The sequence below is a fragment of the Bdellovibrionota bacterium genome, assembly GCA_040386775.1.
Taxonomy (GTDB): domain Bacteria; phylum Bdellovibrionota; class Bdellovibrionia; order Bdellovibrionales; family JAEYZS01; genus JAEYZS01.
Genome location: JAZKEU010000019.1, coordinates 24,448 through 45,887 on the forward strand (window position 1 = coordinate 24,448; position 21,440 = coordinate 45,887).

24 protein-coding genes are annotated in these 21,440 nt (G+C 39.8%); 7 read left to right on the forward strand and 17 right to left on the reverse strand.

Features of this window, described 5'->3' with window-relative positions; genetic code table 11:
• Positions 1-68: 68 nt before the first annotated feature.
• Both V4596_12700 and V4596_12705 read left to right on the forward strand, forming a co-directional pair.
• Positions 69-917 (forward strand): MinD/ParA family protein, encoded by an 849-nt coding sequence (locus tag V4596_12700; GenBank protein ID MES2769996.1) that lies wholly within the window; start codon positions 69-71, stop codon positions 915-917.
• 106 nt (positions 918-1,023) lie between these two features.
• A complete protein-coding gene (locus tag V4596_12705) occupies positions 1,024-1,809 on the forward strand; it encodes a FliA/WhiG family RNA polymerase sigma factor (GenBank protein MES2769997.1) in 786 nt (261 codons plus the stop codon).
• 52 nt (positions 1,810-1,861) lie between these two features.
• On the opposite strand, the gene V4596_12710 is transcribed toward V4596_12705, so the two are convergent.
• The 5 genes from V4596_12710 to V4596_12730 all read right to left on the reverse strand — a co-directional run bounded on the left by V4596_12710 (position 1,862) and on the right by V4596_12730 (position 5,837).
• Complete coding sequence (locus tag V4596_12710; protein ID MES2769998.1) at positions 1,862-2,779, reverse strand: hypothetical protein; 918 nt, start codon at positions 2,777-2,779, stop codon at positions 1,862-1,864.
• A 24-nt stretch (positions 2,780-2,803) separates the two neighbouring features.
• Positions 2,804-3,532 (reverse strand): trypsin-like serine protease, encoded by a 729-nt coding sequence (locus tag V4596_12715; GenBank protein ID MES2769999.1) that lies wholly within the window; start codon positions 3,530-3,532, stop codon positions 2,804-2,806.
• Positions 3,533-3,540: 8 nt separating this feature from the next.
• Positions 3,541-4,278 (reverse strand): trypsin-like serine protease, encoded by a 738-nt coding sequence (locus tag V4596_12720; GenBank protein MES2770000.1) that lies wholly within the window; start codon positions 4,276-4,278, stop codon positions 3,541-3,543.
• Between the two features lie 168 nt (positions 4,279-4,446).
• Positions 4,447-5,520, reverse strand: coding sequence for an RNA polymerase factor sigma-32 (locus V4596_12725; protein ID MES2770001.1), 1,074 nt, complete (start codon positions 5,518-5,520; stop codon positions 4,447-4,449).
• Between the two features lie 11 nt (positions 5,521-5,531).
• Positions 5,532-5,837 carry a polyhydroxyalkanoic acid system family protein gene (locus V4596_12730; GenBank protein MES2770002.1) on the reverse strand — a complete coding sequence of 102 codons (306 nt, stop codon included), beginning with the start codon at positions 5,835-5,837 and terminating at the stop codon, positions 5,532-5,534.
• A gap of 141 nt (positions 5,838-5,978) precedes the next feature.
• On the opposite strand from V4596_12730, the gene hisS reads away from it, so the two are divergent.
• Genes hisS through V4596_12745 form a run of 3 tightly spaced genes read left to right on the forward strand, consistent with a single transcriptional unit; the run spans position 5,979 to position 10,017 of the window.
• A complete protein-coding gene (hisS, locus tag V4596_12735; GenBank protein ID MES2770003.1) occupies positions 5,979-7,253 on the forward strand; it encodes a histidine--tRNA ligase in 1,275 nt (424 codons plus the stop codon).
• A gap of 8 nt (positions 7,254-7,261) precedes the next feature.
• Entirely contained in the window at positions 7,262-9,085 is a 1,824-nt protein-coding gene (gene aspS / locus V4596_12740) for an aspartate--tRNA ligase (protein MES2770004.1), read from the forward strand.
• The gene (locus V4596_12745) at positions 9,085-10,017 is read left to right on the forward strand and encodes a diacylglycerol kinase family protein (GenBank protein ID MES2770005.1); all 933 of its coding nucleotides are present in this window, start codon (positions 9,085-9,087) and stop codon (positions 10,015-10,017) included. Before aspS ends, V4596_12745 begins: the two co-directional genes overlap by 1 nt.
• Before the next feature lie 5 nt (positions 10,018-10,022).
• Here the strand turns inward: V4596_12745 and V4596_12750 are convergent, their stop codons facing one another.
• The 5 genes from V4596_12750 to V4596_12770 form a co-directional block, all read right to left on the reverse strand.
• Positions 10,023-10,415 carry a hypothetical protein gene (locus V4596_12750; protein ID MES2770006.1) on the reverse strand — a complete coding sequence of 131 codons (393 nt, stop codon included), beginning with the start codon at positions 10,413-10,415 and terminating at the stop codon, positions 10,023-10,025.
• A gap of 79 nt (positions 10,416-10,494) precedes the next feature.
• A complete protein-coding gene (locus tag V4596_12755) occupies positions 10,495-11,586 on the reverse strand; it encodes an ATPase, T2SS/T4P/T4SS family (GenBank protein MES2770007.1) in 1,092 nt (363 codons plus the stop codon).
• Positions 11,583-12,884 (reverse strand): hypothetical protein, encoded by a 1,302-nt coding sequence (locus V4596_12760; protein ID MES2770008.1) that lies wholly within the window; start codon positions 12,882-12,884, stop codon positions 11,583-11,585. The genes V4596_12755 and V4596_12760 overlap by 4 nt, the downstream gene beginning before the upstream one ends.
• Positions 12,850-13,521 carry a hypothetical protein gene (locus tag V4596_12765; GenBank protein ID MES2770009.1) on the reverse strand — a complete coding sequence of 224 codons (672 nt, stop codon included), beginning with the start codon at positions 13,519-13,521 and terminating at the stop codon, positions 12,850-12,852. The genes V4596_12760 and V4596_12765 overlap by 35 nt, the downstream gene beginning before the upstream one ends.
• Positions 13,522-13,644: 123 nt before the next feature.
• Entirely contained in the window at positions 13,645-14,742 is a 1,098-nt protein-coding gene (locus tag V4596_12770) for a hybrid sensor histidine kinase/response regulator (GenBank protein ID MES2770010.1), read from the reverse strand.
• Positions 14,743-14,945: 203 nt separating this feature from the next.
• Between V4596_12770 and V4596_12775 the strand changes: the two genes are divergently transcribed.
• Positions 14,946-16,733: a hypothetical protein gene (locus V4596_12775; protein MES2770011.1), complete on the forward strand. Its 1,788-nt coding sequence runs from the start codon at positions 14,946-14,948 to the stop codon at positions 16,731-16,733.
• Between the two features lie 25 nt (positions 16,734-16,758).
• On the opposite strand, the gene V4596_12780 is transcribed toward V4596_12775, so the two are convergent.
• The 7 genes from V4596_12780 to V4596_12810 form a co-directional block, all read right to left on the reverse strand.
• On the reverse strand, positions 16,759-17,790 hold the full coding sequence (locus tag V4596_12780; protein MES2770012.1) for a hypothetical protein: 1,032 nt from the start codon (positions 17,788-17,790) through the stop codon (positions 16,759-16,761).
• Between the two features lies 1 nt (position 17,791).
• Complete coding sequence (locus tag V4596_12785; GenBank protein MES2770013.1) at positions 17,792-18,280, reverse strand: hypothetical protein; 489 nt, start codon at positions 18,278-18,280, stop codon at positions 17,792-17,794.
• Positions 18,280-18,465, reverse strand: a complete 186-nt coding sequence (locus tag V4596_12790) for a hypothetical protein (GenBank protein ID MES2770014.1) — start codon at positions 18,463-18,465, stop codon at positions 18,280-18,282. The genes V4596_12785 and V4596_12790 overlap by 1 nt, the downstream gene beginning before the upstream one ends.
• A complete protein-coding gene (locus tag V4596_12795) occupies positions 18,432-19,106 on the reverse strand; it encodes a hypothetical protein (protein MES2770015.1) in 675 nt (224 codons plus the stop codon). Before V4596_12795 ends, V4596_12790 begins: the two co-directional genes overlap by 34 nt.
• A 1-nt stretch (position 19,107) precedes the next feature.
• Positions 19,108-19,470, reverse strand: a complete 363-nt coding sequence (locus V4596_12800) for a hypothetical protein (protein MES2770016.1) — start codon at positions 19,468-19,470, stop codon at positions 19,108-19,110.
• On the reverse strand, positions 19,467-19,754 hold the full coding sequence (locus tag V4596_12805) for a hypothetical protein (protein ID MES2770017.1): 288 nt from the start codon (positions 19,752-19,754) through the stop codon (positions 19,467-19,469). The genes V4596_12800 and V4596_12805 overlap by 4 nt, the downstream gene beginning before the upstream one ends.
• Before the next feature lie 157 nt (positions 19,755-19,911).
• The gene (locus tag V4596_12810) at positions 19,912-20,379 is read right to left on the reverse strand and encodes a hypothetical protein (GenBank protein ID MES2770018.1); all 468 of its coding nucleotides are present in this window, start codon (positions 20,377-20,379) and stop codon (positions 19,912-19,914) included.
• A 187-nt stretch (positions 20,380-20,566) separates the two neighbouring features.
• Here V4596_12810 and folD point away from each other — a divergent pair, with 187 nt between their 5' ends.
• Positions 20,567-21,439 carry a bifunctional methylenetetrahydrofolate dehydrogenase/methenyltetrahydrofolate cyclohydrolase FolD gene (folD, locus tag V4596_12815; protein ID MES2770019.1) on the forward strand — a complete coding sequence of 291 codons (873 nt, stop codon included), beginning with the start codon at positions 20,567-20,569 and terminating at the stop codon, positions 21,437-21,439.
• Position 21,440 lies beyond the last annotated feature (1 nt).

Sequence of the window (21,440 nt, forward strand, 5' to 3'; positions counted from 1 at the left end):
CAGAATTACAAACGGCAAGTAGAGCTAGTGCTCACCAGAGTGAGCACTGAGACCAGAGGAGTTATTAAATGTCGAGTGCGTACAATTCAGATCTAGAATCAGCATCCAACAGTAAGCTGACAAGAACTTTAACAATTACATCTGGTAAGGGTGGAGTAGGGAAGACGACTCTCGTGAGTAACCTAGCCCTTACACTGGCATCACAAGGAAAGAAAGTTTTGATTCTTGATGGTGACTTGGGGATGGCGAACGTGGACATCATGTTTGGAAAACAAGTGCATAAGAACATTTTGAGTGTTCTTGAAGGAGACGCGCCACTCATCGACAGTATCGCTGAACTTCATCCGAATATTTATTTACTTTCGGGTGGAAGTGGAATCAGAGAATTACAAAAAATAAATGATCATCAAAGACAATTACTATTAGATCAGGTTGCGGCTTTACCAATGCACTTCGATTATTTGTTGATCGACACGGCTCCCGGAATTGATGACAACGTTCTGTATCTGAATGCGTGCGCACACGAGAGAAATATTATCGTGACGCCAGATCCAGCAAGCTTAACAGATTCATACGCATTGATTAAAGTTCTACATAAGACATACAAATTAAATAGATTCTCAATCATTGCAAACTTTGTTCGTGATGAAGCAGAGGGATTAGCACTTTACAAGCGCATGAGTGATGTTGCAGAAAAGTTTTTAAACATCAGTTTGGACTACAAAGGTAGCATCCCAATGGACGTAGCTGTAAGACGTGCAACAAAGGCGCAACAGTTGGTGGTGGTTTCATCACCTCACTCTCCGTCTAGTCTGGGTATCAAGAATGTAGCCAAACAACTGAACAACGTGAGTGATATCGAAGAGATCCATGGCGGAATGAAGTTTTTTTGGAACCACCTCTTTGGTGTAGCCTAGGAAAATATTTATATGTTTAAAGGTATCAATTTGATAAAATAATGACTGGGGAACAATAAAACAGCTACACGGAAATGCGAGAAATTTTTATTGTTTAGGGGATGAAATGAAGAAGAATGCGCCGTTACTTAAAAAGTACAAAGAGAGTCCTACAAAACTCACTTCACAGCAAAAAGACAAACTCATTCTAGAGTATGCTCCGCTGATTAAATTTATCGCGCAAAAAATTGCGGTGAGACTTCCGGCAAACATTGAATTGGATGATCTGATTTCATCTGGTGTGATTGGTTTAATGGATGCTATAGAGAAGTATGATTCAAGTCGTGATAATACATTCAAAACCTACGCCGAATTTAGAATTCGTGGTGCGATCCTTGATGAATTGAGAGCCCAAGACTGGGTTCCAAGATCGGTGAGAGATAAAGCCAAGCTTTTAGATCGTACAATGGTAAAATTAGAATCTGATCTGGGAAGAATCGCAAGTGAAGAAGAAGTTGCTGTAGCTCTTAATATGAACATGGATGAATTCCATGGATTAGTGAACCAAGTAAGACCGGTGTCACTACTTTCTATCGATGAAGCGGCTACATTCTCAAACGTGGATAAAAAATCTATTTTGAACTTACTAGAAGGTTGCAAATTTTCAAATCCATTCAATCAATTGAATTTAAAAGCAGTAAAAGAAATCGTAACTAAGGCAATCGAAGAGCTTCCGGAGAAGCAAAGATTAGTGCTTTCTTTATATTACTACGAAGATCTGAACTTGAAAGAGATCGGACAAGTATTGAGAGTGACAGAGTCGAGAGTGTCTCAATTGCACGCTCAAGCGGTATCTCGTCTCAGAGGAAAGCTAGCAAGCCACTTTGAGATCGTAGATGAAATTGCTTCTTAATTAAAAATAAAATTTTAAAATTATCAAAGCACCAATGAACTTGGTGCTTTTTTTATTTAGAATTTAGCTTTTCAACTCGAGCACCTGCAATCTTTCTGCCGGCCAAACCCATTTCACCTTCAAACATTTGGCTGGTCACTCCGACTAAAAGCACTTTTCCGTTGCGGACTACAGTGTGTGGGCCACCAGAATAACCTCTCACAATAGATTCATCACAGTATTCTATAATGGCTGTTTCGTAGAATTTCTTATATCTTGCAAGCTTAAATGACTTTGTATCAATAATTTTCATCTTAGATTTAGAAGAGCGTGGAATTCTTCCTGTGCTAGCTCCTACAGTTTCTATCATGAAGTTGTATGCAGGTAGGCCTGCGATACATCGAATGACATTCATCTTTCCTTCGAGATACATTCCTCCTTGACCAGCCAAGTAGATATCTTCTCCGTCTATGTATTCAGAGATTTGAATAATATCGGAGTTAATAGGTTGAGAAAGAAATGCTCTTGCCACATCAAACTCTGGTTCTGGCGCATTTTCAGTGTTCTCAATGCCTTTTGCACTTTTGATATAACCGGGGTGAAGTTCAGTATGGGTTATTTTAGGAATTTGTTTTAGAATATTTTTAACTTTATTAATATTGCGGCCTTCAATTTTGGAATCAGAATTTTTCAACGAATTAATTGTAACTCCTAAGCCTTCACTCGTAACTCCATCGATATCAAAATAGTAAGATTCCGGATAAGGAGATATTTCGTGTGTAGCTCGATAAAAACAGTGAGTTGCAGTGATGATTGTGTTTTTCTCTTCCAAAACTCCAGAGCAGATATTATCCACTCTTAAGAAATCTGGCCCATGTTGTACGCGAATGATTCTGCCAGTTGATTTAAGTAGTGCGGCTGAAGCAATGTCATAATTGCTAGCTAGTGCTAGTGTTGAAAATAAGCTGATCAGAAGAATTATCGTTTTCAATTTTGCCCCTCCCCAGAGACTTAGTTAATTGCAATCTAAGTTATACCCACATATTTGAAGATTATATTTTTCGGTTTTTTGCGTTATGAATTCCTTAAAAGCTTCAGAGTTTGTTCTGATGTCACCGGTATATTTGGACAAATCCGTATAAACGTGAACCCCTACAATTCCTAATTGCTTACTAGAATTGTAAGCCAAAGTTGGTCCTCCGGAATCACCAGGACAAGCGTAGTCATTCTTTGTCGAGTCATTTGAGATCATATGTCTTTTAAAGCCTTCTTCAAAATCAGTTTTAACATAGAATCCACTCAAAATATTTTGCCCTCGTCCATATCCTAGAACAATCATGGGTTCTCGATATTTTTCAAAATGGATAGAAAGAGGCTTGATATTTTTTATGGATGTGTGAACTAATCCTAAAGCAACATCAGGTTTAAGATCTGTACGAATATCTTTGCCGGTTCGAGTGGATGGAATAAAAGTAAAAGTAAAATTTTTCCCGTTCACAGAAAAGGATCCAGTTTTCCCTTCAGGAATCACATTTTCAAGATTTTTATTTTTCTCATAACCACAGTGAGCGGCAGTAAGAATAGTATTCGGTCCTACGATGGTGGCAGTACATTTTCCTTGTGAAGCAGTTACCTGAATCACGGCCGGATATTTTTCTTTAGGAATAATAGTTTCGTCGACTTGGCAGATATCTTTTGCATGGACGGCACAGCTCAATAAAAGAATAAATAAAATCCCCTTCATAGTATTCCTCAATCACAATCCAAGTTGTATCCACAAATTTTAAGATTTTCTTTCTCCGCCATGGTCTGCACAAATTTTTTGACTTGTGCGGTATCGGTTCTGAGGTCTCCAGTCATGTATGTTCTAGTTGAAAAATAATGAATCCCATTGATTCTTAATTTTAAATCTAGATTGTACGCAACCGTAGGTCCACCCGAATCACCACCACAAGCATAGACTTTCTTGTTGGGATCGCTGGAAACCAATGATCTCGAGTCGTCTCCAGTTCCTTGTGCTATGACATATGTTTCCGCAAGATATTCTTTAGTGCAGCCGTAACCCAGCATGATCATTTTTTTGCCAAGCTTTTCGTTAAAGCTAATGGTCATAGGTTTTACCTCTTGAACATTCTGATCTACAATGCCGATTGCCATATCTAAATTTTCATTCATCACTTCTTGATGCGTATAAAATTTAAAATTGTATTTTTTCTTTCCAATATAGAAATGACCAAATTTATGAATAACAGTTTCTTCTTCAAATTTATCATCAGCGCAGTGGGTAGCTGTTAGAATCACATTGGGTCCAACAAGAGTCGCAGAACAGTGCCAACCTTTCCGGCCCATATCTATACGCACAACGGCAGGGTAGCGAGATTTCGAAACGATATAACCGCCCCCGCGAGTTTCAATAACTTGAGCATGAGTTATGAGAGAAAAAGAACTGCTCACAAAAATAAAAATTAAAAATTTCCCCAACTTCCCCACCGAACCTCTCCGAACTTTAAATTACCACCACGGAAAAAATGTAAAGCCTCAGCTAAGAAAACTGAATTTTATATGCAAAGGTTATAAGGAATATCCCTGTAGGAAGTATCAAATGATGAAAAATGTAGTGAGGCCAGAAGCAGAAGTTTGGGCAGGTATAAGTAATTCTTAGTCTTCGATTTTAGATAGAATACTGTCATTCGCAATGGCCAAGAATTTCTCTTTTAGGTTCTTCAGTAATCGCTCTTCGAGCTGCCTAGCCCGTTCTCTACTAATTCCGTATTTATCCCCAATTTCTTGCAGAGTTTGAGGTTCGTCGGCGAGGATTCTGTTCTCGAGGATGTCGAGTTCTTTATCGTTGAGGGAAGGTTTTATCTCTTCGATTTTATCCTTCAAAAGATCGATCAGCTCTAGGACTTCAAGCTCTGACTCTGGATTGCTAGAGTCACTTTGTAAATCAACCAAATGTGTGTTTCCATCCTCGTCGACGGGAGCATCGAGAGAAACATCTTTTCCACCCATTCTCTGTTCCATGAGGCGAACATCTCGTTCAGGAATATTCAATCTAGAGCTCAAGAGCGCCGTTGTAGATTGCTCTCCTTCTTGGAGAAGTTTTCTTTTTTCTTTTTCTAAATTATAAAATAATTTCTTTTGATTTTGAGTCGTTCCAATTTTCACCATCGAATATTGTTTCAACAAATATTCTCGAATGTAACCGCGAATCCACCAAACAGCATAAGTGATAAGCTTTACCCCTTTATAAGGGTTATACTCTTTCACGGCATGCATCAGTCCAACGTTACCTTCTTGGACAATGTCCATCATCTTTGCGCCCATTTTGGCGTACTCGAGAGCAATTTTTACGACGAATCTGAGGTTGCTAGTCACCAATTTTTCAGCAGCAAGGGGATCGCCTTTTTCAAAATAGCGAACAGCCAATTCCTTTTCTTCTTCCGGTGTAAGGAGCGGATACTTTCTGATTTCATTAAGGTACTGCTGGAGGGGATCCGAAGGGACAATTCCGCTCTCATCATGTTTTGCGATATCAAAAGTAGGTATTTTTACCGGAACATTTTCATCCATGATCTCGGGATCGTGAATGGTGATGAGTTCTTTTATCGAAGATTTTTTCGGTAAGACCTTTTTTTTCGTAGCACCCTTGATCGTCGTTTTTTTAGACGGCTTTGCGGGCTTAACCTTTTTTGCAGGACTTTTTTTTGAGGTCTTTTTCTTTTTGGCCATGGCTATGGATTTTATCCAAGGAGCTTGTCGAGCTTTTTGTTTAGGGTATTCTCTACTAATCCTTTGAAAGGCATAAGTAGAAGGGGAAGGTCTACTGTAATTTCAACTTTGCTTTGATCTCCATTAGGAGATACTTGCATCTGAGCATTGAATTTTTGGCCCTTAGCAGAACCAGTTAATTTATCATCCTCAAATTGACACTTATAGCTAGAATCTAGCATTTTAAGGTCTGGGTCTGCTGAGAGGAATTGCTTGATCTTCTCAAAGGATTCTTGGGGCTTCATTGATGTTGTTTTTTCAACTTTGAACTTAGGCATTTAATATTTCCTATATTTCCTGCGCATTTCCTGCATCGGTGCGTTTTCTTTCTAAAGTTTTAACTGGTTTCCTCTGGCGTGTCTAGAGAATCTTGTTTTGCTCTTTGACTGAGGAGTAGACTGCGTGCGAAATTAATAAAGATGAAATTAACGTCCATAAAGGGTATGAATGATATTCTGCCCCCAGAAATTCACATTTGGCAGACACTCGAGCAAAGCTTGCGCTTTATCTGCACAAGATTTGGCTTTGAAGAAATTAGAACGCCTGTTCTAGAACAAACCGCTTTATTCAAACGCGGTGTTGGCGAAGATACAGATATCGTTGAAAAAGAAATGTATTCTTTCACTGACAAAGGTGGAGAAAATATCTCACTTCGTCCGGAGGGCACAGCTTCAGTTGTAAGATCTCTCGTCGAGAACAGTTGGTTCAGAGCAAACCCTGTTACAAAACTTTATTACATCGGTCCGATGTATAGGTATGAGCGTCCGCAAAAAGGAAGGTTCAGGCAATTCAATCAATTTGGCATTGAGCTTCTGGGGGTTCAAGATTCAACGGCCGATGTTGAAGTAATCGCTTTGATGGATATGCTTTTGCAAATGTTCAAACTTGAAAATGTAGAACTGCATTTATCTAGCATTGGTTGTGATGTTTGCCGTCCTCCTTACAAAAAAATATTAATCAAAGAATTAGAAAAAATTAAAGATCAACTTCCACAAGATTTCTTGCCACGGATCCAAACGAATCCTCAAAGAGTTTTTGACTTGAAAGACGAGAACGCAAAAAAACTTTCAGAGAATTTGCCAGTATTGATGGATCACTTATGTCCGGAATGTGCGAATCACTTTGATGGCGTAAAAAAAGGTTTAACGGTTCTTCAAATTCCATTCGTCATCGACCCTAAAATTGTGCGTGGACTTGATTACTACACAAAAACAGCATTTGAATTTGTGAGTTCTGATCTCGGCGCCCAATCCACGGTTTGTGGAGGTGGTAGATATGATAAACTCGTAGAGCAATTCGGTGGACCGGCAACTCCAGCCGTGGGATTTGGAATGGGTCTAGAGAGATTTGTTCTGATTCTCCAAGAGAAAGGCTATAACGTACCTACGAATATGGAAGTTTCAGTGGTCTACGATGAAGCGGCAAAGGACACAGCCTTCACCCTTTCGCATTCATTGAGAGCCCATGGATTTAAAGTGGATATCGATTTACAAAGTAAAAATATAAAAAATCAACTCAAGCGTGCAGACAAAGTGGGATCGCTGGCCTCCATCGTGATTGGTTCTCAGGAATTGGGCAGCAATACGGTGATGCTGAAAGACATGAAAGCCCATGATCAAAAAGCCATTCCCGCGGACATTAAAACTGTCATTGAAGAATTAAACCAAATATTAAGAAGAATTAAACGAGACTAGAGGACAAAATGAAATTCGTTTCTGAATTAAAGAGAACGCATTACTGTGGAGATTTAAACGCACAAGCCGAAGGCAAGAAAGTCATCTTGATGGGCTGGGTGGATGGAAGACGCGATCATGGCGGTCTTGTATTCATCGATTTAAGAGACCGAACAGGTCTGGTGCAATTGGTTTTAAATCCCAGCGAAGCAGCAATGTCTACGGCAAAGGATTTTAGAGGCGAATACGTGATCGCGATTTCTGGAACCGTGAGAAAGCGTCCTGAGGGAATGGTAAATACAAAGCTTCCAACTGGTGCAGTGGAAGTTTCTTGTGATAGATCCGAGGTATTGAGTGTTGCTAAAACTACGCCTTTCCAAATCCAAGATAAAAACGTTTCGGAAAATTTAAGATTAAAATATCGCTATTTGGATTTACGTTCTCAGAATTTACAGAAAAATCTAATGGTTAGACACAAGCTCAATCAAATCGTAAGAAATCATTTGAGCAACAGCAATTTCTTAGAAGTGGAAACCCCAATTCTTTATAAAAGTACGCCAGAGGGTGCGAGAGATTATCTTGTTCCATCAAGAGTGAGTCCTGGGAAGTTCTATGCTCTTCCACAATCTCCACAGACATTAAAACAATTGTTGATGATTTCTGGTTACGATCGTTATTTCCAAATCGCAAGATGCTTTAGAGATGAAGACTTAAGAGCAGAGAGACAACCAGAGTTCACCCAGATCGATATCGAAATGAGTTTTATTGATGTTGAAGACATCGTACAAACCGCGGAAGGTTTGTTCAGAGAAATCTGGAAGGGCATTAAGGGTGTTGATCTCGGAAAAATTCCACGCATGAGTTACGTAGAAGCGATGGATAGATTCGGTAACGACAAACCCGATATGAGATTCGGAATGGAACTCATCAACCTTGCAGAAGTGGTCAAAGGTTGTGGATTTAAAGTTTTTGAAGACACGGTGGCAAGAGGCGATCTCGTGAAAGGTGTCGTTGCTCCAAAAGCTGGAAGTTACTCTAGAAGCCAAATTGATAAATTAGTAAAACTAGCACAAACACTTGGCGGTAAAGGTCTGGTATGGGTGAAATCTGATGCTGCCGGAGTTTTAACTTCGAGCATTTCAAAAGTGATTTCAGAAGATCAGTTGAAAAATATTTTCACAAAGAGTGGCGCTAAAAATGGCGATATGCTTTTGATCGTGGCAGACAGCTACGATACAACGGCAAAAGTTCTTTCTCAGTTGAGATTGGATCTGGGTGAAGAATTAGGTTTGATCGACAAAACAAAAGATTCGTTCTTATGGGTACTGGATTTCCCATTGTTCGAGTACGACACAGACAACAAACGTTGGGCTGCAAAACATCATCCGTTCACTTCACCATCAGACAAGGGAATGGAGGTTTTAGTTGAGGGTAGAGAAAAAGAATTTGGTACACTCAATGCAAAAGCTTATGACTTAGTTTGTAATGGCTATGAGCTTGGCGGCGGCAGTATTAGAATTTACAATTCAGATGTGCAAGCGGCAATGTTCAAAGCCTTAGGACTGGGACCTGAAGAAGTGAAACTAAAATTTGGATTCTTTATCGAAGCTCTTTCTTACGGAACACCTCCACATGGAGGTATCGCATTCGGTGTCGATAGAATTTGTATGATTTTGTGTAATACCGAATCGATCCGAGATGTCATTGCATTCCCGAAAACAGCAAAAGCTTCGGACCTAATGGCAGGAGCTCCAAACATCGTGGATAGATCCCAACTTTTAGAATTGGGAATAAGGCTTTCTCAACAGGCTGAAGAACTACTCAAAAAAGACGAAATCGACGGCACTTTATAATGAAATCTGTAGTCATCATCAATCCGAAGAGCGCGAGTGGCAATACGGTAAAAATGTGGAGAGAGATCCAAGCTTCGATTCAAAGAAGTTTAGGAACAATCGAAGTACTAATGACCGAGTATCCTCATCACGCAACAAAACTCGCAAAAGAAATCGCACAAGAAACAGACCCGTCTAAAAAAGTCGACTGTCTCATTGTCATGGGCGGCGATGGAAGTATCCACGAAGTCGTCAATGGTCTTATTGATGAGAATGGCAATGTGATCAATCCTCAGTTGAAGGTTGGAATTTTAAATTCAGGAAGAGGTTGTGATTTCATTCGAACCCTCGGAGTTCCAGTGATCGCCGGCGAGGCGGTTTCAAAGCTTGTCGATGGTCACACCAAAGCTATAGACATAGGAAGAATTAAACTTCAAAAAAACGGAAAAACTGAAGTTCATTATTTTATAAATTCATTTTCATACGGGTTGGGCGGTGAAGTCGCAAGAAATATTCAGCGCAATGAATCTATGTTTTCTCCGACCACGACTTATTTTATTGCGAGTACTTTGGGCTTCTTAAAATCAAAGCCATTTGAAATTGAATTCACTTTGAATGGAGATACTACATTTAAAAAAGAATGCATGAATGTTTTTGTTATGAACGGAAGATATTCAGGTGGAGGAATGCACTGGGCTCCTCCTGGAAGACTAGATGATGGATTGCTGGATTTGATTGTTATAGAAAAATTAGCAAAATTTAAACTCGCCATGATCACGCCAAAAGTTTACGATGGAACATTCTTGGATGTAAAAGAAGTGAAGCACAATCAGGTTTCCAGCGTTAAAATAAAATCTTCAAAAGAAATGTATCTAGAAATGGACGGCGAAGTGACTCAAAGCCGAGATATCGAAATCACAGTATTACCAAAAGCCATTCAATTTATCTGCTGATAGATCTAGGCGTATAAATCTAAAGGTTGATATTCAGAAGCTTCTTCTGGAGCTACTTCTACCGATGTCTCTCCGGATGTCTCGCCTGATGTCCCTAAAGTACTCAAATCAATAACTTGCTCCACTTTTGGTTCTTCTCTTTCAGAATGACCCTTAAAGCTGAGCGTGATCTTATCAATGATTCCGGTATGACGTAATACATCTGGGGAATTGATTTTGGCAGAGGTCACGGCAGCCATGGGGTTCATCAGTTCTTGTTCTTTTTCAATTTTTTTAAAAGTTTGTGTTGCTTCACTCACGGGTTGTCCGTATGTCGGTGCGCCTGCTCTCACGGGTCTTTCTTTGCTCATGTCGACTTTGTTCTTTGATGAGCTAATGATGCTGCTAATTTTGTCCATGACCTGCACCTCCATGTGCTTGTTTGGTTTCTTTCTCATACTCTGTATCGGAATGAGACAGAATTTTATTTAACGTTTTCTAAAGAATATTTTCCAAAAGAAATCCAAAACTCTCGAGCCCTGAGATCTTATGGATATTTTTCACAGACCTTTGTCCATGCTCATCGCGCTCTATACATATAATATAGTGAAGTGAAAAATAAATAAGTCTTCGAATGGCTTCCAGACTCCATTGAGGAGCGCCCAATTGAATCAGCATTTCTAGACGGATCAGAGCTTCTTGCGCCGAGACAGCATGCAGAGTTCCGATACTTCCTTCATGTCCTGTCGAGAGTGCTAGTAGAAGATCCTTCGCTTCTGGACCACGGACCTCACCCAGAACTAAGCGGTCAGGTCTCATTCTCAAGGCCTCTCTTATCAATATCGTCAAGTCTATAGGACTGAGGAGCCCATGAGAGTCCTTACGAGTGAGAAGTTTTGTGCTCACGCCGTTGGGAATAACTAATTCCGAAGTATCTTCTATAATCACTGTGCGATCATCGGCATTTAAAAGTTTTAAACAACAATTCAAAAAAGTAGTTTTACCAGTTCCGGTTGCGCCAATGACTAAGAAATTTTTCCGATCCTTCATCAAGCCCAGAATAAATTTGAACTGAGAAGCGGTAAGTGATTTTTTCTCCAAGAGATCATTCATCGACCATCTTTTCTTTCGGTGCTTTCTGATGGACAGAGTAAAGTCTTCTCCGGAGATGGAGGGCGAAACAATGTGATACCTAAAATTCTCTTGAGTGATACATAAAAATGGCTGATCAAAAGTAAGTTGAGCTTTCAGCATTTTACAAAGTCTATGCACATAGTTGTGGTAAGTGGTTTGACTTAAGAAAGTATCTTGAGATTCAAAAAATTTCCCGCCTTTTTCATACCAAATATCTTTCCAAGAATTGATGATGATTTCGGTTACATCTTCATCATCAATCAAATGGTCGAGGGGCCCATTTCCAAAGAATTCTCCTTGAAGTCTTAATCTGCATTCGACATTGTGATTTTTAATCTCTTGATTTAAAATTTTCTCTAAGCGATCGCTTCCTGTTTCTAAAGATACAATATCGATGCTAGGTGAGATTTTAATTTTATTGCAAATGTCTTTGACGATGATTTGAAGTGGATTCATTTCGCCACTCCTTCGCTAAGAACTTTGGGAGTTACAAAAACCACAAGATCAGTTCGGTCTTCTCGAAAATCCTCACTAGAAAATAAAAGTCCTAGTACCGGAATATTTTTTAAAAACGCGAGTCCTTGATGAGATCTCCCGATGTGTTCCTTAATTAATCCTGAGATCGCTATGGTTTGAGTTTGTTTGAGGTCAAGATGACTTTCCACGCGATTGACGAGTAATCCTGGAACGCCATCGATGGCTTGGGATTGATCGAGCATCGAAATTTCTGCCGTCAGCGAAAGGCTCATTTTCCCTGAGCGATCAGCGATGGGTTTGAAGGTGAGTAAGATTCCATGTTTCTTCCACTGAATCTCATTGGTTTGAAAATTCATAATTTTAATAGGGATTTCTCCGCCAGCAAGAAAGGTAGCTTCTTTTCCGCTGCGGCAACTGAGATGGGGGGATGCGATGATCTTGGCATTTCCATCTTGCTCAAGCGCATTCAATGCCATTTGAAATGGATTGCCCACAATTTTAAAATTTTCTGCTGGGAGAACTTGTGCCGCGTAGTTCTGCGGAAAATCCACGCCCAATTTTTTAAATGAATTTTTCTTGAGCTCTACCATTTGCACATTCAGATCCACCATGGGTTCTAATTGAAGCGCATTTTTATCTTCTATCATCTTAAATCCTAGAGGCTCTAAAAGCTGATGGTAGCGTTCGATATAATTTTTTTGTTGAGAGGATATAACGGCTTGAAGTTCGGGACTTACGGAAAGTGAAGGAATAGGTAAGGACGCATCTTGAATGTCTTGATTGATTCTATCCGTAATTGCAGTTTCGAATTCTTTTGATATTTTGGCTTTTAGAATCCAGCGGAGGTTTTTTTCTTGGGCAAGATTAGCGATTTTTTCCCAATCACTGAGTCTCAAGAGCTCTCCGGTCACATAGACCCGGTTATCTAAGATATCAACTTTTAGTCCTCTCATATTTTGGATAATTTTTGAAAGAGCATTGTAAGAGTCGATATCTTTTTGTTCCAAAACATAAGTTTTATATTTCTTCGACTGATTGGTCAGGGTAAGCTCACCGGGAGAAGTGCCTGTGGCCAAGATTCTCCCGCCTTGTTCTCGCAATTTTAAAATCTTCCCATTGGACACATGAATATAGGAATAAGGCTTGAAAGGAAGCGCCTCCGTTTTTCCCACGGGAACCAGAATAATATCATCAGCATTTGCCACGATCCCAACCAGCAAAAATAAAATAATGCCAGTCACCTTATTTTTTAAGTAAGAAATTTTTAAAATATTCATATTTTTTTACTCCATCATCATTGGGAAATTCAAAGACACTTTTTTCTAAAGCCGTTCTTACTTGCTCGGTGTAATAGACATCATCTGTATGGTTGATCCAAGCTAACAGCTGATTTCGACTTTCTGGAATGTAGGAGTCGAAACTCTGGGGTTGTTCGATGATAAGTTTATTTTTGTACTTAGAATATTTTTTTGAATCTATTGTAGACCATTTGTAGTTTTCTATGGAATTTTCAATTCCAGCTCTGAGTGGATGTGAATATAAATACTTAAATGCATGTGCATAATTTTCTGGGCTAGTGATAAGTGTTCTCTCGTATTTTGATTTCCAAACTCTATGGGTTTTATTAGTAAGAAAGCCAATAGCTTTGCTAGTGGTGGTCATAAAATAGAGTATAGCTTTATCTATATTTTCATCAGGTGTAGAAGCTAGCAGATGAATATGATTATTGATCATCAGAAAGGCATGAATTTGCAGGTTAAATTTTTTCTGAGTATCCATCAAGACATGACAAAAAAGATTCCAACAATCTTTTTCATTAAGATCGAACAACTCTTTGTTATTCGGCCTATTATTTAATTTAGCGACTATGCAATACATATATTCGGTTGTTTGGACTAATAATTTTTTTCTCATGCTGGAATGAGATGCAAGAACGGATACCTGCTTATAGTAAAATTAAAGCACTCTGAGGAACAAAGCGGATCCAGTTTCTGAATTATATTCGATTTTCGGACAGTATCTTTCGGTAAATTATTACTATATAGAAAAAGAAACGGTGATTTGTTTTTTTGAGCTTTCGATTTTTAGGGTGGACCCTAAGCGTTTTAGAATGGACTGTGAAATACTCAAGCCCAAGCCTAAACCTTTTGAATGGTTCATGATGTTTTCGTTTAAGGCAAAAGGTTTTAAGATTTTTTCGATGGTGTCTTTTGAAATGTCTTTTCCGGAATTTGTGATTTCAAATTTGATTTTTCCAGTGGCATCATCTTTTGATGTTTCAATTGTGATGGGCTCTGAGTTGTCGCCATGCTGAATGGCATTTTTAATCACTCTCACCAAAACATTATCTAGCATTTGGGTATCGCTTTCGAAAGTTTCTTCGCAGAAAATAGTTTTGATTCGGATTTTCTTTTCGTCTGCCAAGCTCGAAAGCTTTCCGATGGCCTGATCCACAATTTTTTTATCTTGGATTTTATTTTTCTGTAATTTTGTCTGTTCCAGTTCGCTGGAAACCAATTCTAGGGAGTCCATAATGATCTCATGGAGTTTGTCTGAGCTTTTATTTATTCTAGAAATATATTTTTTTTGGTCTTCATCTAATGAAGTCTGAGAAAGGAGTTCCATAAAGCTTAAGAGTGATGTGAGGGGAGTTTTTAATTCGTGATTGATCAAAATCATAAATTGGCTCTTTGCCTGATCCAAAGTTTTTAATTCATTCAAGGCTTTTTCTAATTTTTGGTTCTTAACTTTGAGTTCACTTTCGAGTTCGAATTTTTCGACAGCTTGATCGACGGTGATTTGCAGATCTCTCGTATCCCAGGGTTTTGTGATGTAACGATAGACTTGCCCGGAGTTGATCGCGGCAATGACCGAATCTAGATCTGTGTAACCAGTTAAAAGAATGCGAATGCAATTGGGGTGGGTCTTCATGGATTTTTCTAGGAATTCTACGCCCGTCATTTCGGGCATTCTCTGGTCACTGATGATCACTGAAATATCGTCTTGTTCTTTAAGGATCTTCAGCGCTTCAGGCCCGGAGCTACACTTGAGCACATTGTACTTCTTGCGAAAGACTCTCTCTAGAGCGTCAAGGTTGTCGGTCTCATCATCGATGAACATCAAGGTGTGCTTCATAAATAATGTTTCGGTTGCGAGATAAAAGTCCTGAAGCAAGTGTTTATAGTTTCTAAGGATAAATAAAAGAATGTACTATGAAATGTGGCAATTTGAGACGGCGGCCCAAACTATGGTCTTGTTTCGTTCACTTAGCTTTAGATGTATCTAAAATAAGACGAAAAGCTTTCTGTAATAGTGGTTTGTCTCAAACAGGAGAAGTCATGAGACTTTTTAAATTTTTATCAGTTTTTGTAATATCAATTTTTGCTAGCGATTCTTTCGCTCAAGCTTATGCCGGGGCAAGTGCCAGTGCATATGCGGGTTTTCAGCCACACATACCTGGTCAATACGGTGGAACGCAAGCTTGTCCTTACCCGATGAATAGTGGTGGAAGTGGTAATAGCCAAATCGATAAGCTTACTTCTGATATTGAAGAATTAGAAAGTGCCATCGAAGACATTCAAGATGAGCAAGATGAAATGATGGACGGATCTCACGATAGATATGGGGACGATGATTTACCTTTGAAGCCAGAGGTGAGAGAGGGTTTACTAACGATCGTGGAATTGGGAGGAAAAAACCTGTGCGACGGTTCAACGACAATCACTCAGCCTATCCAAAAGATGTTTGATGCGATCGGCGAAGATCCTGGGGTTTATTGCGAAAACAACGGAACTCTCTATGGTGATAATATTTGTGATTCTGATAGCGCCTACACAGACACTAAAAATATAACAAGAGCAAAAGGCATTTGTAAAAAAATGCTAGATCGTTATGACACTTTGGAAAAAACAAAAAACAAACGCCAGAAGACGAGAGATAAATTAGATGATAAACTTTTTGATCTAGAAGAAAAAAGAGAAGACAGACAATTGAAAGCCATGGAAAGTGGTAAACCTCTTCCGCCGGAAGGTAATTGCATGACTGGTGACTGTTATGGTGCACCAGAACCAAAAACTCCGGGTTGGAAACAAATTGCTGCAGCAGGGTTTGGAGATATAGCTCTTAACTGGCTATGGGGCCGTGAAGTTATTAGACCTTTGGGTGAAAAGGCTATCGATGCAACAACTGCATTAGGTTTTGAAACTAAACGAAATATTGGCCATAACTTCCCTTCCTTGGGTACACCAATGTCAGGTGCATTGTGGGCAAGCTATGCTGGAAGACAAGGCGCAAACATCGCATGTAGCCCAGGCAATGGTTACGGTTACGGACCAGGTGGTTCATATGGAAGTCCTTACGGATCATCTCCATACGGCGTATGCGGTGGAGCATTTTACGGTGGATGTGGTCCTGGTGCTGGCGGAGGATCTCTCTTCGGTCCTCAATTTGGATTTGGTGGTGGTCTTGGTGGTGGTTATGGACCAGGCGGTTTCGGAGGATTCCCAGGAATGGGAGGAGTCGGTGGTTTTGGCGGCGGCTATGGACCAGGAATTTGGCCAGGTGGTTTCGGAGTTCAAGGCGGATTGGGTGGTGGTCTTGGCGGAGGATTCCCAGGAATGGGCGGTCTCGGTGGCGGCTACGGACCTGGATTTGGCGGCGGACTTGGTGGAGGATTCGGTTCTCCATACGGTATGAATCCTTACGGTGGAGCAGGTGGACTCGGTGGCGGTTATGGCCCGATGGGTGGCTTAGGCGGATATGGTTCTCCATATGGAATGGGTGGCTTAGGCGGTGGACAATACCAAGCGCAAATGATTCAAATGCAAATACAACAACAGCAAGCATACGCGCAAGCTCAGGCGAGAGTTTTCCAAAATCAGCAGATTATTGGCTCGCAATTGCAGTCAGCAGTCTATCAAGCTCAACAGGCCCAACAACGTATAGATTATTTGTACCAACAATTAAATTCCTTAGGTGGTGGCGGTGTTGGCTTGGGTGGAGGATTCGGATTAGGAGTTAACTTTGGTTTAGGACTTGGCGGTAATATATACGGCGGTGGCGGCGTAGGCTCAGGCCCCGTTCCATACACTGGCGGAACAGGCGGCTCAGGACTTCCTTCTCGCTAATCCAAAAAATTTAAAATAGAAAAAACTAAAACCCATTCACTGTTTCGTGAGTGGGTTTTTCTTTTCTACTTTCGTTTACCGCATAAATCACGGTGCTCGCAGCAATGATTCCCATCGTAACTAAAAACCATTTTTTCTTATAAAAAGGTTCTTCACCCTCGCTAATTCTAGACGTGAAATCATAAGCGGGAACAGGCTCAATATCCTGCTGAATTTTAGATTCTACTTTGGTTCCTTTCCCAAAAGCCAATTCCCACCTCGTTCCATTTTGATGTTTTAGACAATCCTTAGAGTAATAAACTGCAATCTTAGATTTTATTTCCCCTTCGTTATTCACAAAAGGTCTTTCACAATTGCCTGAAACAAAAGGAATTCTTGTGGGAACCAAGAGTGGAATCTGCTGCGAACTCACCTGATAAGTTTGCAGTTTGTAAACATCGGATAAAAAAGTAAGCCTAAACTTTCCCGAAGGAATTTTCACATTTTCAATTTTTTTAAGATCAACAATGTGCCCATTGATCAAAATATAATTAAAATCATTCTTAAAAGCCGAAACCTGCCAATGAATAGTTTGCTTGGTAAAATTATTCTTGGCAGCCAAGACTTTCTTAAGCGTATCTTTATTTAAATTCAGCTTCTTAGGATCCGTATCCAAAGAAAATCTTAGAGCCTGCAATATCCAGTCTTCTTGATTCTCCGGATTGAGTTCACTCAAGCGAATGTAAGATAAGAAAATAATTTTTCTATGAACGTCTCTCCATTCATCCATATCGCTGTAGGAAATGACTCTTTCAAAATACTGTCTCGCCAATTCATTGGATTTTACGAGGTAATACTTTTGAGCATTTTCAAATTCATTTAGAAGGTTCTCCACATTTTTCTCTTTAGGGTAATTTGTAAGGTAGTACTCCGAAAAAGACTGATAGTTTTTATTCAGATTCACGGGAAGATCTCTTTCCTCCAGCTGCACCAGAGGTGAGACCAATAGAACTGTGTCCTTGGCAAAGCTTTGAGAAGTAAAACAAATCAGGGTTAAAGCTAAAGTAAAAAATTTCATATTAGATCTCCGTCACGATTTGTGTGCGTAATTGTTTTTTATCTTTATTGAATCTTGTCTTTTGCGTTTTAGGATTAAGCACCGTTACAAAGAAAGCGCCCGGATGCTGCGCGATTTGAGGTGCATTTTCCTCTAGTACGAGGACGGCAAACACATCAGGATTGAGTGGCGCCCGCATGATTTTGATTCCGGAGGCGATCTTCTTTGGAGCTCTATTTTCTTCAAAGGACGGAAGGTAGAGGTCCACCACCCCAAAATCTCCTAAAATATTTTTTAGTGCTTCAATATTTTGAATTTCGATAGGAATTAAAGTCATTCCTTCAGGAATGTAGGTATCCACGCTGGTAGGATCGACTGGTGCTGGGATATCGTTTTTCTTTTGATCTAATATAAAAGACAAAACACCTAAAACAATAAATCCAATCACAATGTATTTGGTCTTTAAATTTCTAACCCAATTTTTAATATGGTGTAAATCCAGTCTTTTCATTACTTGTCTCCATTGCGGTATTCTTTAAAGTTTAAAATCTGTTTACTCTTAATGATCTTCTGTTTTGAAAATCTTCCTCTTTTATGCGCATTGAAATCCAAAAGCGTAGAGAATAAAACCGCCAATACAATCATAAGTAGCGCGCATTCAATTAAAATTTGGCCAGATGAAGTTTTGGATTCCATACATCTCCTTTCTTAATAAGAGTGGCGGCACATCTTCCCGCAACCTCTCTTGGGTAATTTGTTTTAGCAAAAATATCTAAAATAATTTGCGGGACAAATTCCGATATAGGAAGTCTCCAATTCGCCTTGAGAGTTTGCACTTCAGTAAAGAACGGTAAAGTTTCATGATCGGGCGCAATTGCCAGAGGCGGTGTTTTGTACACTTTTAAATTTATAGGAGAGTACTTTACTCCTTTAATCTTAAAAGGCAGATTCGCCATAATTCTTTGGGCTTCAAATTTTGCCGAAGCGAGGATGATTTCTTGTTGGCCTCGCAAAATTCCTTGCTGAAGTTGATTTACATTCAGGCGAGCTTGTAAAATTGCAGCGAGAGGAGGAATTGCCCTAGCCGCAATCAGGGCAATCCTTAATGCTCGCTCTTGTGCTCGCAGAGTCCTTGCGCGGGGATTGAGATCCATAAGGTCTTTTAGTTTTTTACCCAAAGTCTGTTGTGCTTTAAGAACATGAGTGCGACATTCTTTTTGGATGTCAGTATACTTTGCAATGAGATGATAACTTCCTACAACTGTGGTGAATCCAAAAAAGAGAATTGGAATCAGAAAACAAATATTCAAAAATGAAAATCCCATCTGATTTTTCATATTAAATCTCTAGCCTTTTAACGTAGTTAAAAATAAAAGGATCCAGTAGCGGAAGATGCATCTTCATTCTTACGGTGGCTTGGGTTCCCCAAGGGCTTCCCGTCAATTTCATTTCATAAGCTTCTTTGAAAAATAAAATAGATTTTATTTTTTGTTTTGCCTCATGAAGACAGACCTGTTTTTGTCCGCGCTCTTGTGTGCATATCAAGGATTCATACATAATGTGCTCGACCCAATATGAGGAATACATCAGGTACATGGTACCTAAGAATACGACGATAAAAATAACCAGCATCAATGCCATCAGCGCCGCTTCAAGAGAGGATTGTCCTTTCTGGTTTTTGGAAAAATTTGGAATCGTCATTCAGGATCATCTTGTTGTGCGCTACCATTAGAGCGATTGACCGAACCTTTGAAGAAGCTGCCCATATCTTTTTTTTGGTAATGAGATGCCCGAACTTCGGACATGGCAGCCTTACCGCTGGAGTCGCCTTGAATTGCTTTTGCCACATTTGCAAATTGTGCTTGGACGTTTTGTCCAACGACTTTCATAATGGCAATGCCTGCCACAGCGACGAGGGCCACAATAACAAGATATTCGATTAGGCCTTGGCCACGTTGATTGGATAAACACTTAATGATTTTCATACTAACTCCTCTGTAGATCCGGATGAGTGCCGGAAATATATAAGGAGTTTAGATGCAAGATGGGGTCAGGCTTTTAAAGCTTTATATAAAAAAAGAGCGTCGAAAGATTCGACGCTCGGATTTTTGTTATGTTTTTCGGACAGATATTTAAAAAGAATTATTTCTTCTTTTTCTTAGCCGGTGCAGCTTTTGCTTTAGCAGCTGGCTTTGCAATGCTTTTCGAAGCTTTAGGTGCCGCAGCTTTCTTAGCCACAGGAGCTGCAACCTTTGCGGTCTTTACCGCTTTAGGAGCAGCGACTTTTGCTTCAACTTTAGGAGTTTTCACAGGAGCTTTTTCAGCTTTCTTCGGAGCAGCTACGATTGCAGATTTAAGTGCCTGTTGAGCGGCATCTTTGGCTTTCTTTAAAGCTTCTAAAGGCTTCTTCATCTTTATTGCTTTACGAGCCAAGTAGATACGATCGATAACTTGTAGAGCTTCTTTACGGAGATCATTTTCAAAAATGAAACGATAAAAACCTTCGAGCTCAGGACCTTGTCTAAATTTCTTAGGTGATACTGGAACTTTATCAGACTGTGCGAAATCGATCGACGCCCCGTCTTTTGAGATTTTTACTTTATTTTCCATTGATTCTCCTCTGATTTTCAGTGCTTGCTGTAGCAAGCGCTAGAGCCTATTTTTTAAGCTCTTAACTGTTGGTCATTATAGAGATCATGACTGGATGGGTCAATAGCTAAAGATTTCAATATGCTGTCTAATGTCTAAACACTTTAGCTCGTTGTAATTTCAGTGAAATTCTTTAAGTATCGAATCCATGCTTTTATTAGACGGAAAAATAGTGGCAAAAGCCATCAAAGATAGAGTGAAAACTCGCTTAAATGAATTGTCAGGTGAGGGTTTGAAATCCAAGCCCGGTTTGGCCGTGGTTTTGGTGGGCAACGATCCCGCAAGTGAAGTTTATGTCGGACATAAAATCAAAACTTGCAAGGAACTCGGACTCGAATCTTTCCTTTACAGAGTGGCGGCAACAGATGCTCCGGAAAAACTCTACGAACAAATCGAAGAGCTAAATAAAAACGAAAATGTTCACGGAATCTTAGTGCAAATGCCTCTACCAAAAAATTTCTCCGAAGAAAAAGTAATGGATTTAATTGATCCCCGAAAAGACGTCGATGGCTTAACGCCTGAGAACGTGGGCTTGGCTTGGAGTGGGAGAGCGCGAGTTTATCCCTGTACTCCGAGTGGAATCATCGAAATTTTAAATCACTACAAAGTCTCAATCGAAAGAAAACACGTTGTGGTGGTGGGCAGAAGCGAAATTGTCGGAAAGCCCATGGCGCAGATGTTTTTAGAAAGAAATGCCACGGTGACAATCTGTCATTCAAAAACAAAATCTCTCGAAGAATTCACAAAGCAAGCAGACATCGTGGTGGTGGCTGTAGGTAAAAGAAATTTCTTTGGAAAAGATTTCTTCACAAGCGACACGGTAGTGATCGACGTCGGTATGCATAGGTTGGAACAGGGTTTACTTTGTGGCGATGTTTTCTTTAAAGACGTGAATGAGAATGTAAGAGCCTTAACTCCGGTTCCGGGTGGCGTCGGCCCCATGACCATCGCCATGCTTATGCAAAATACCCTAAAACTTTATGAACAGAAACTTTACGAACAGAAGATAGAAAAAAATTAGG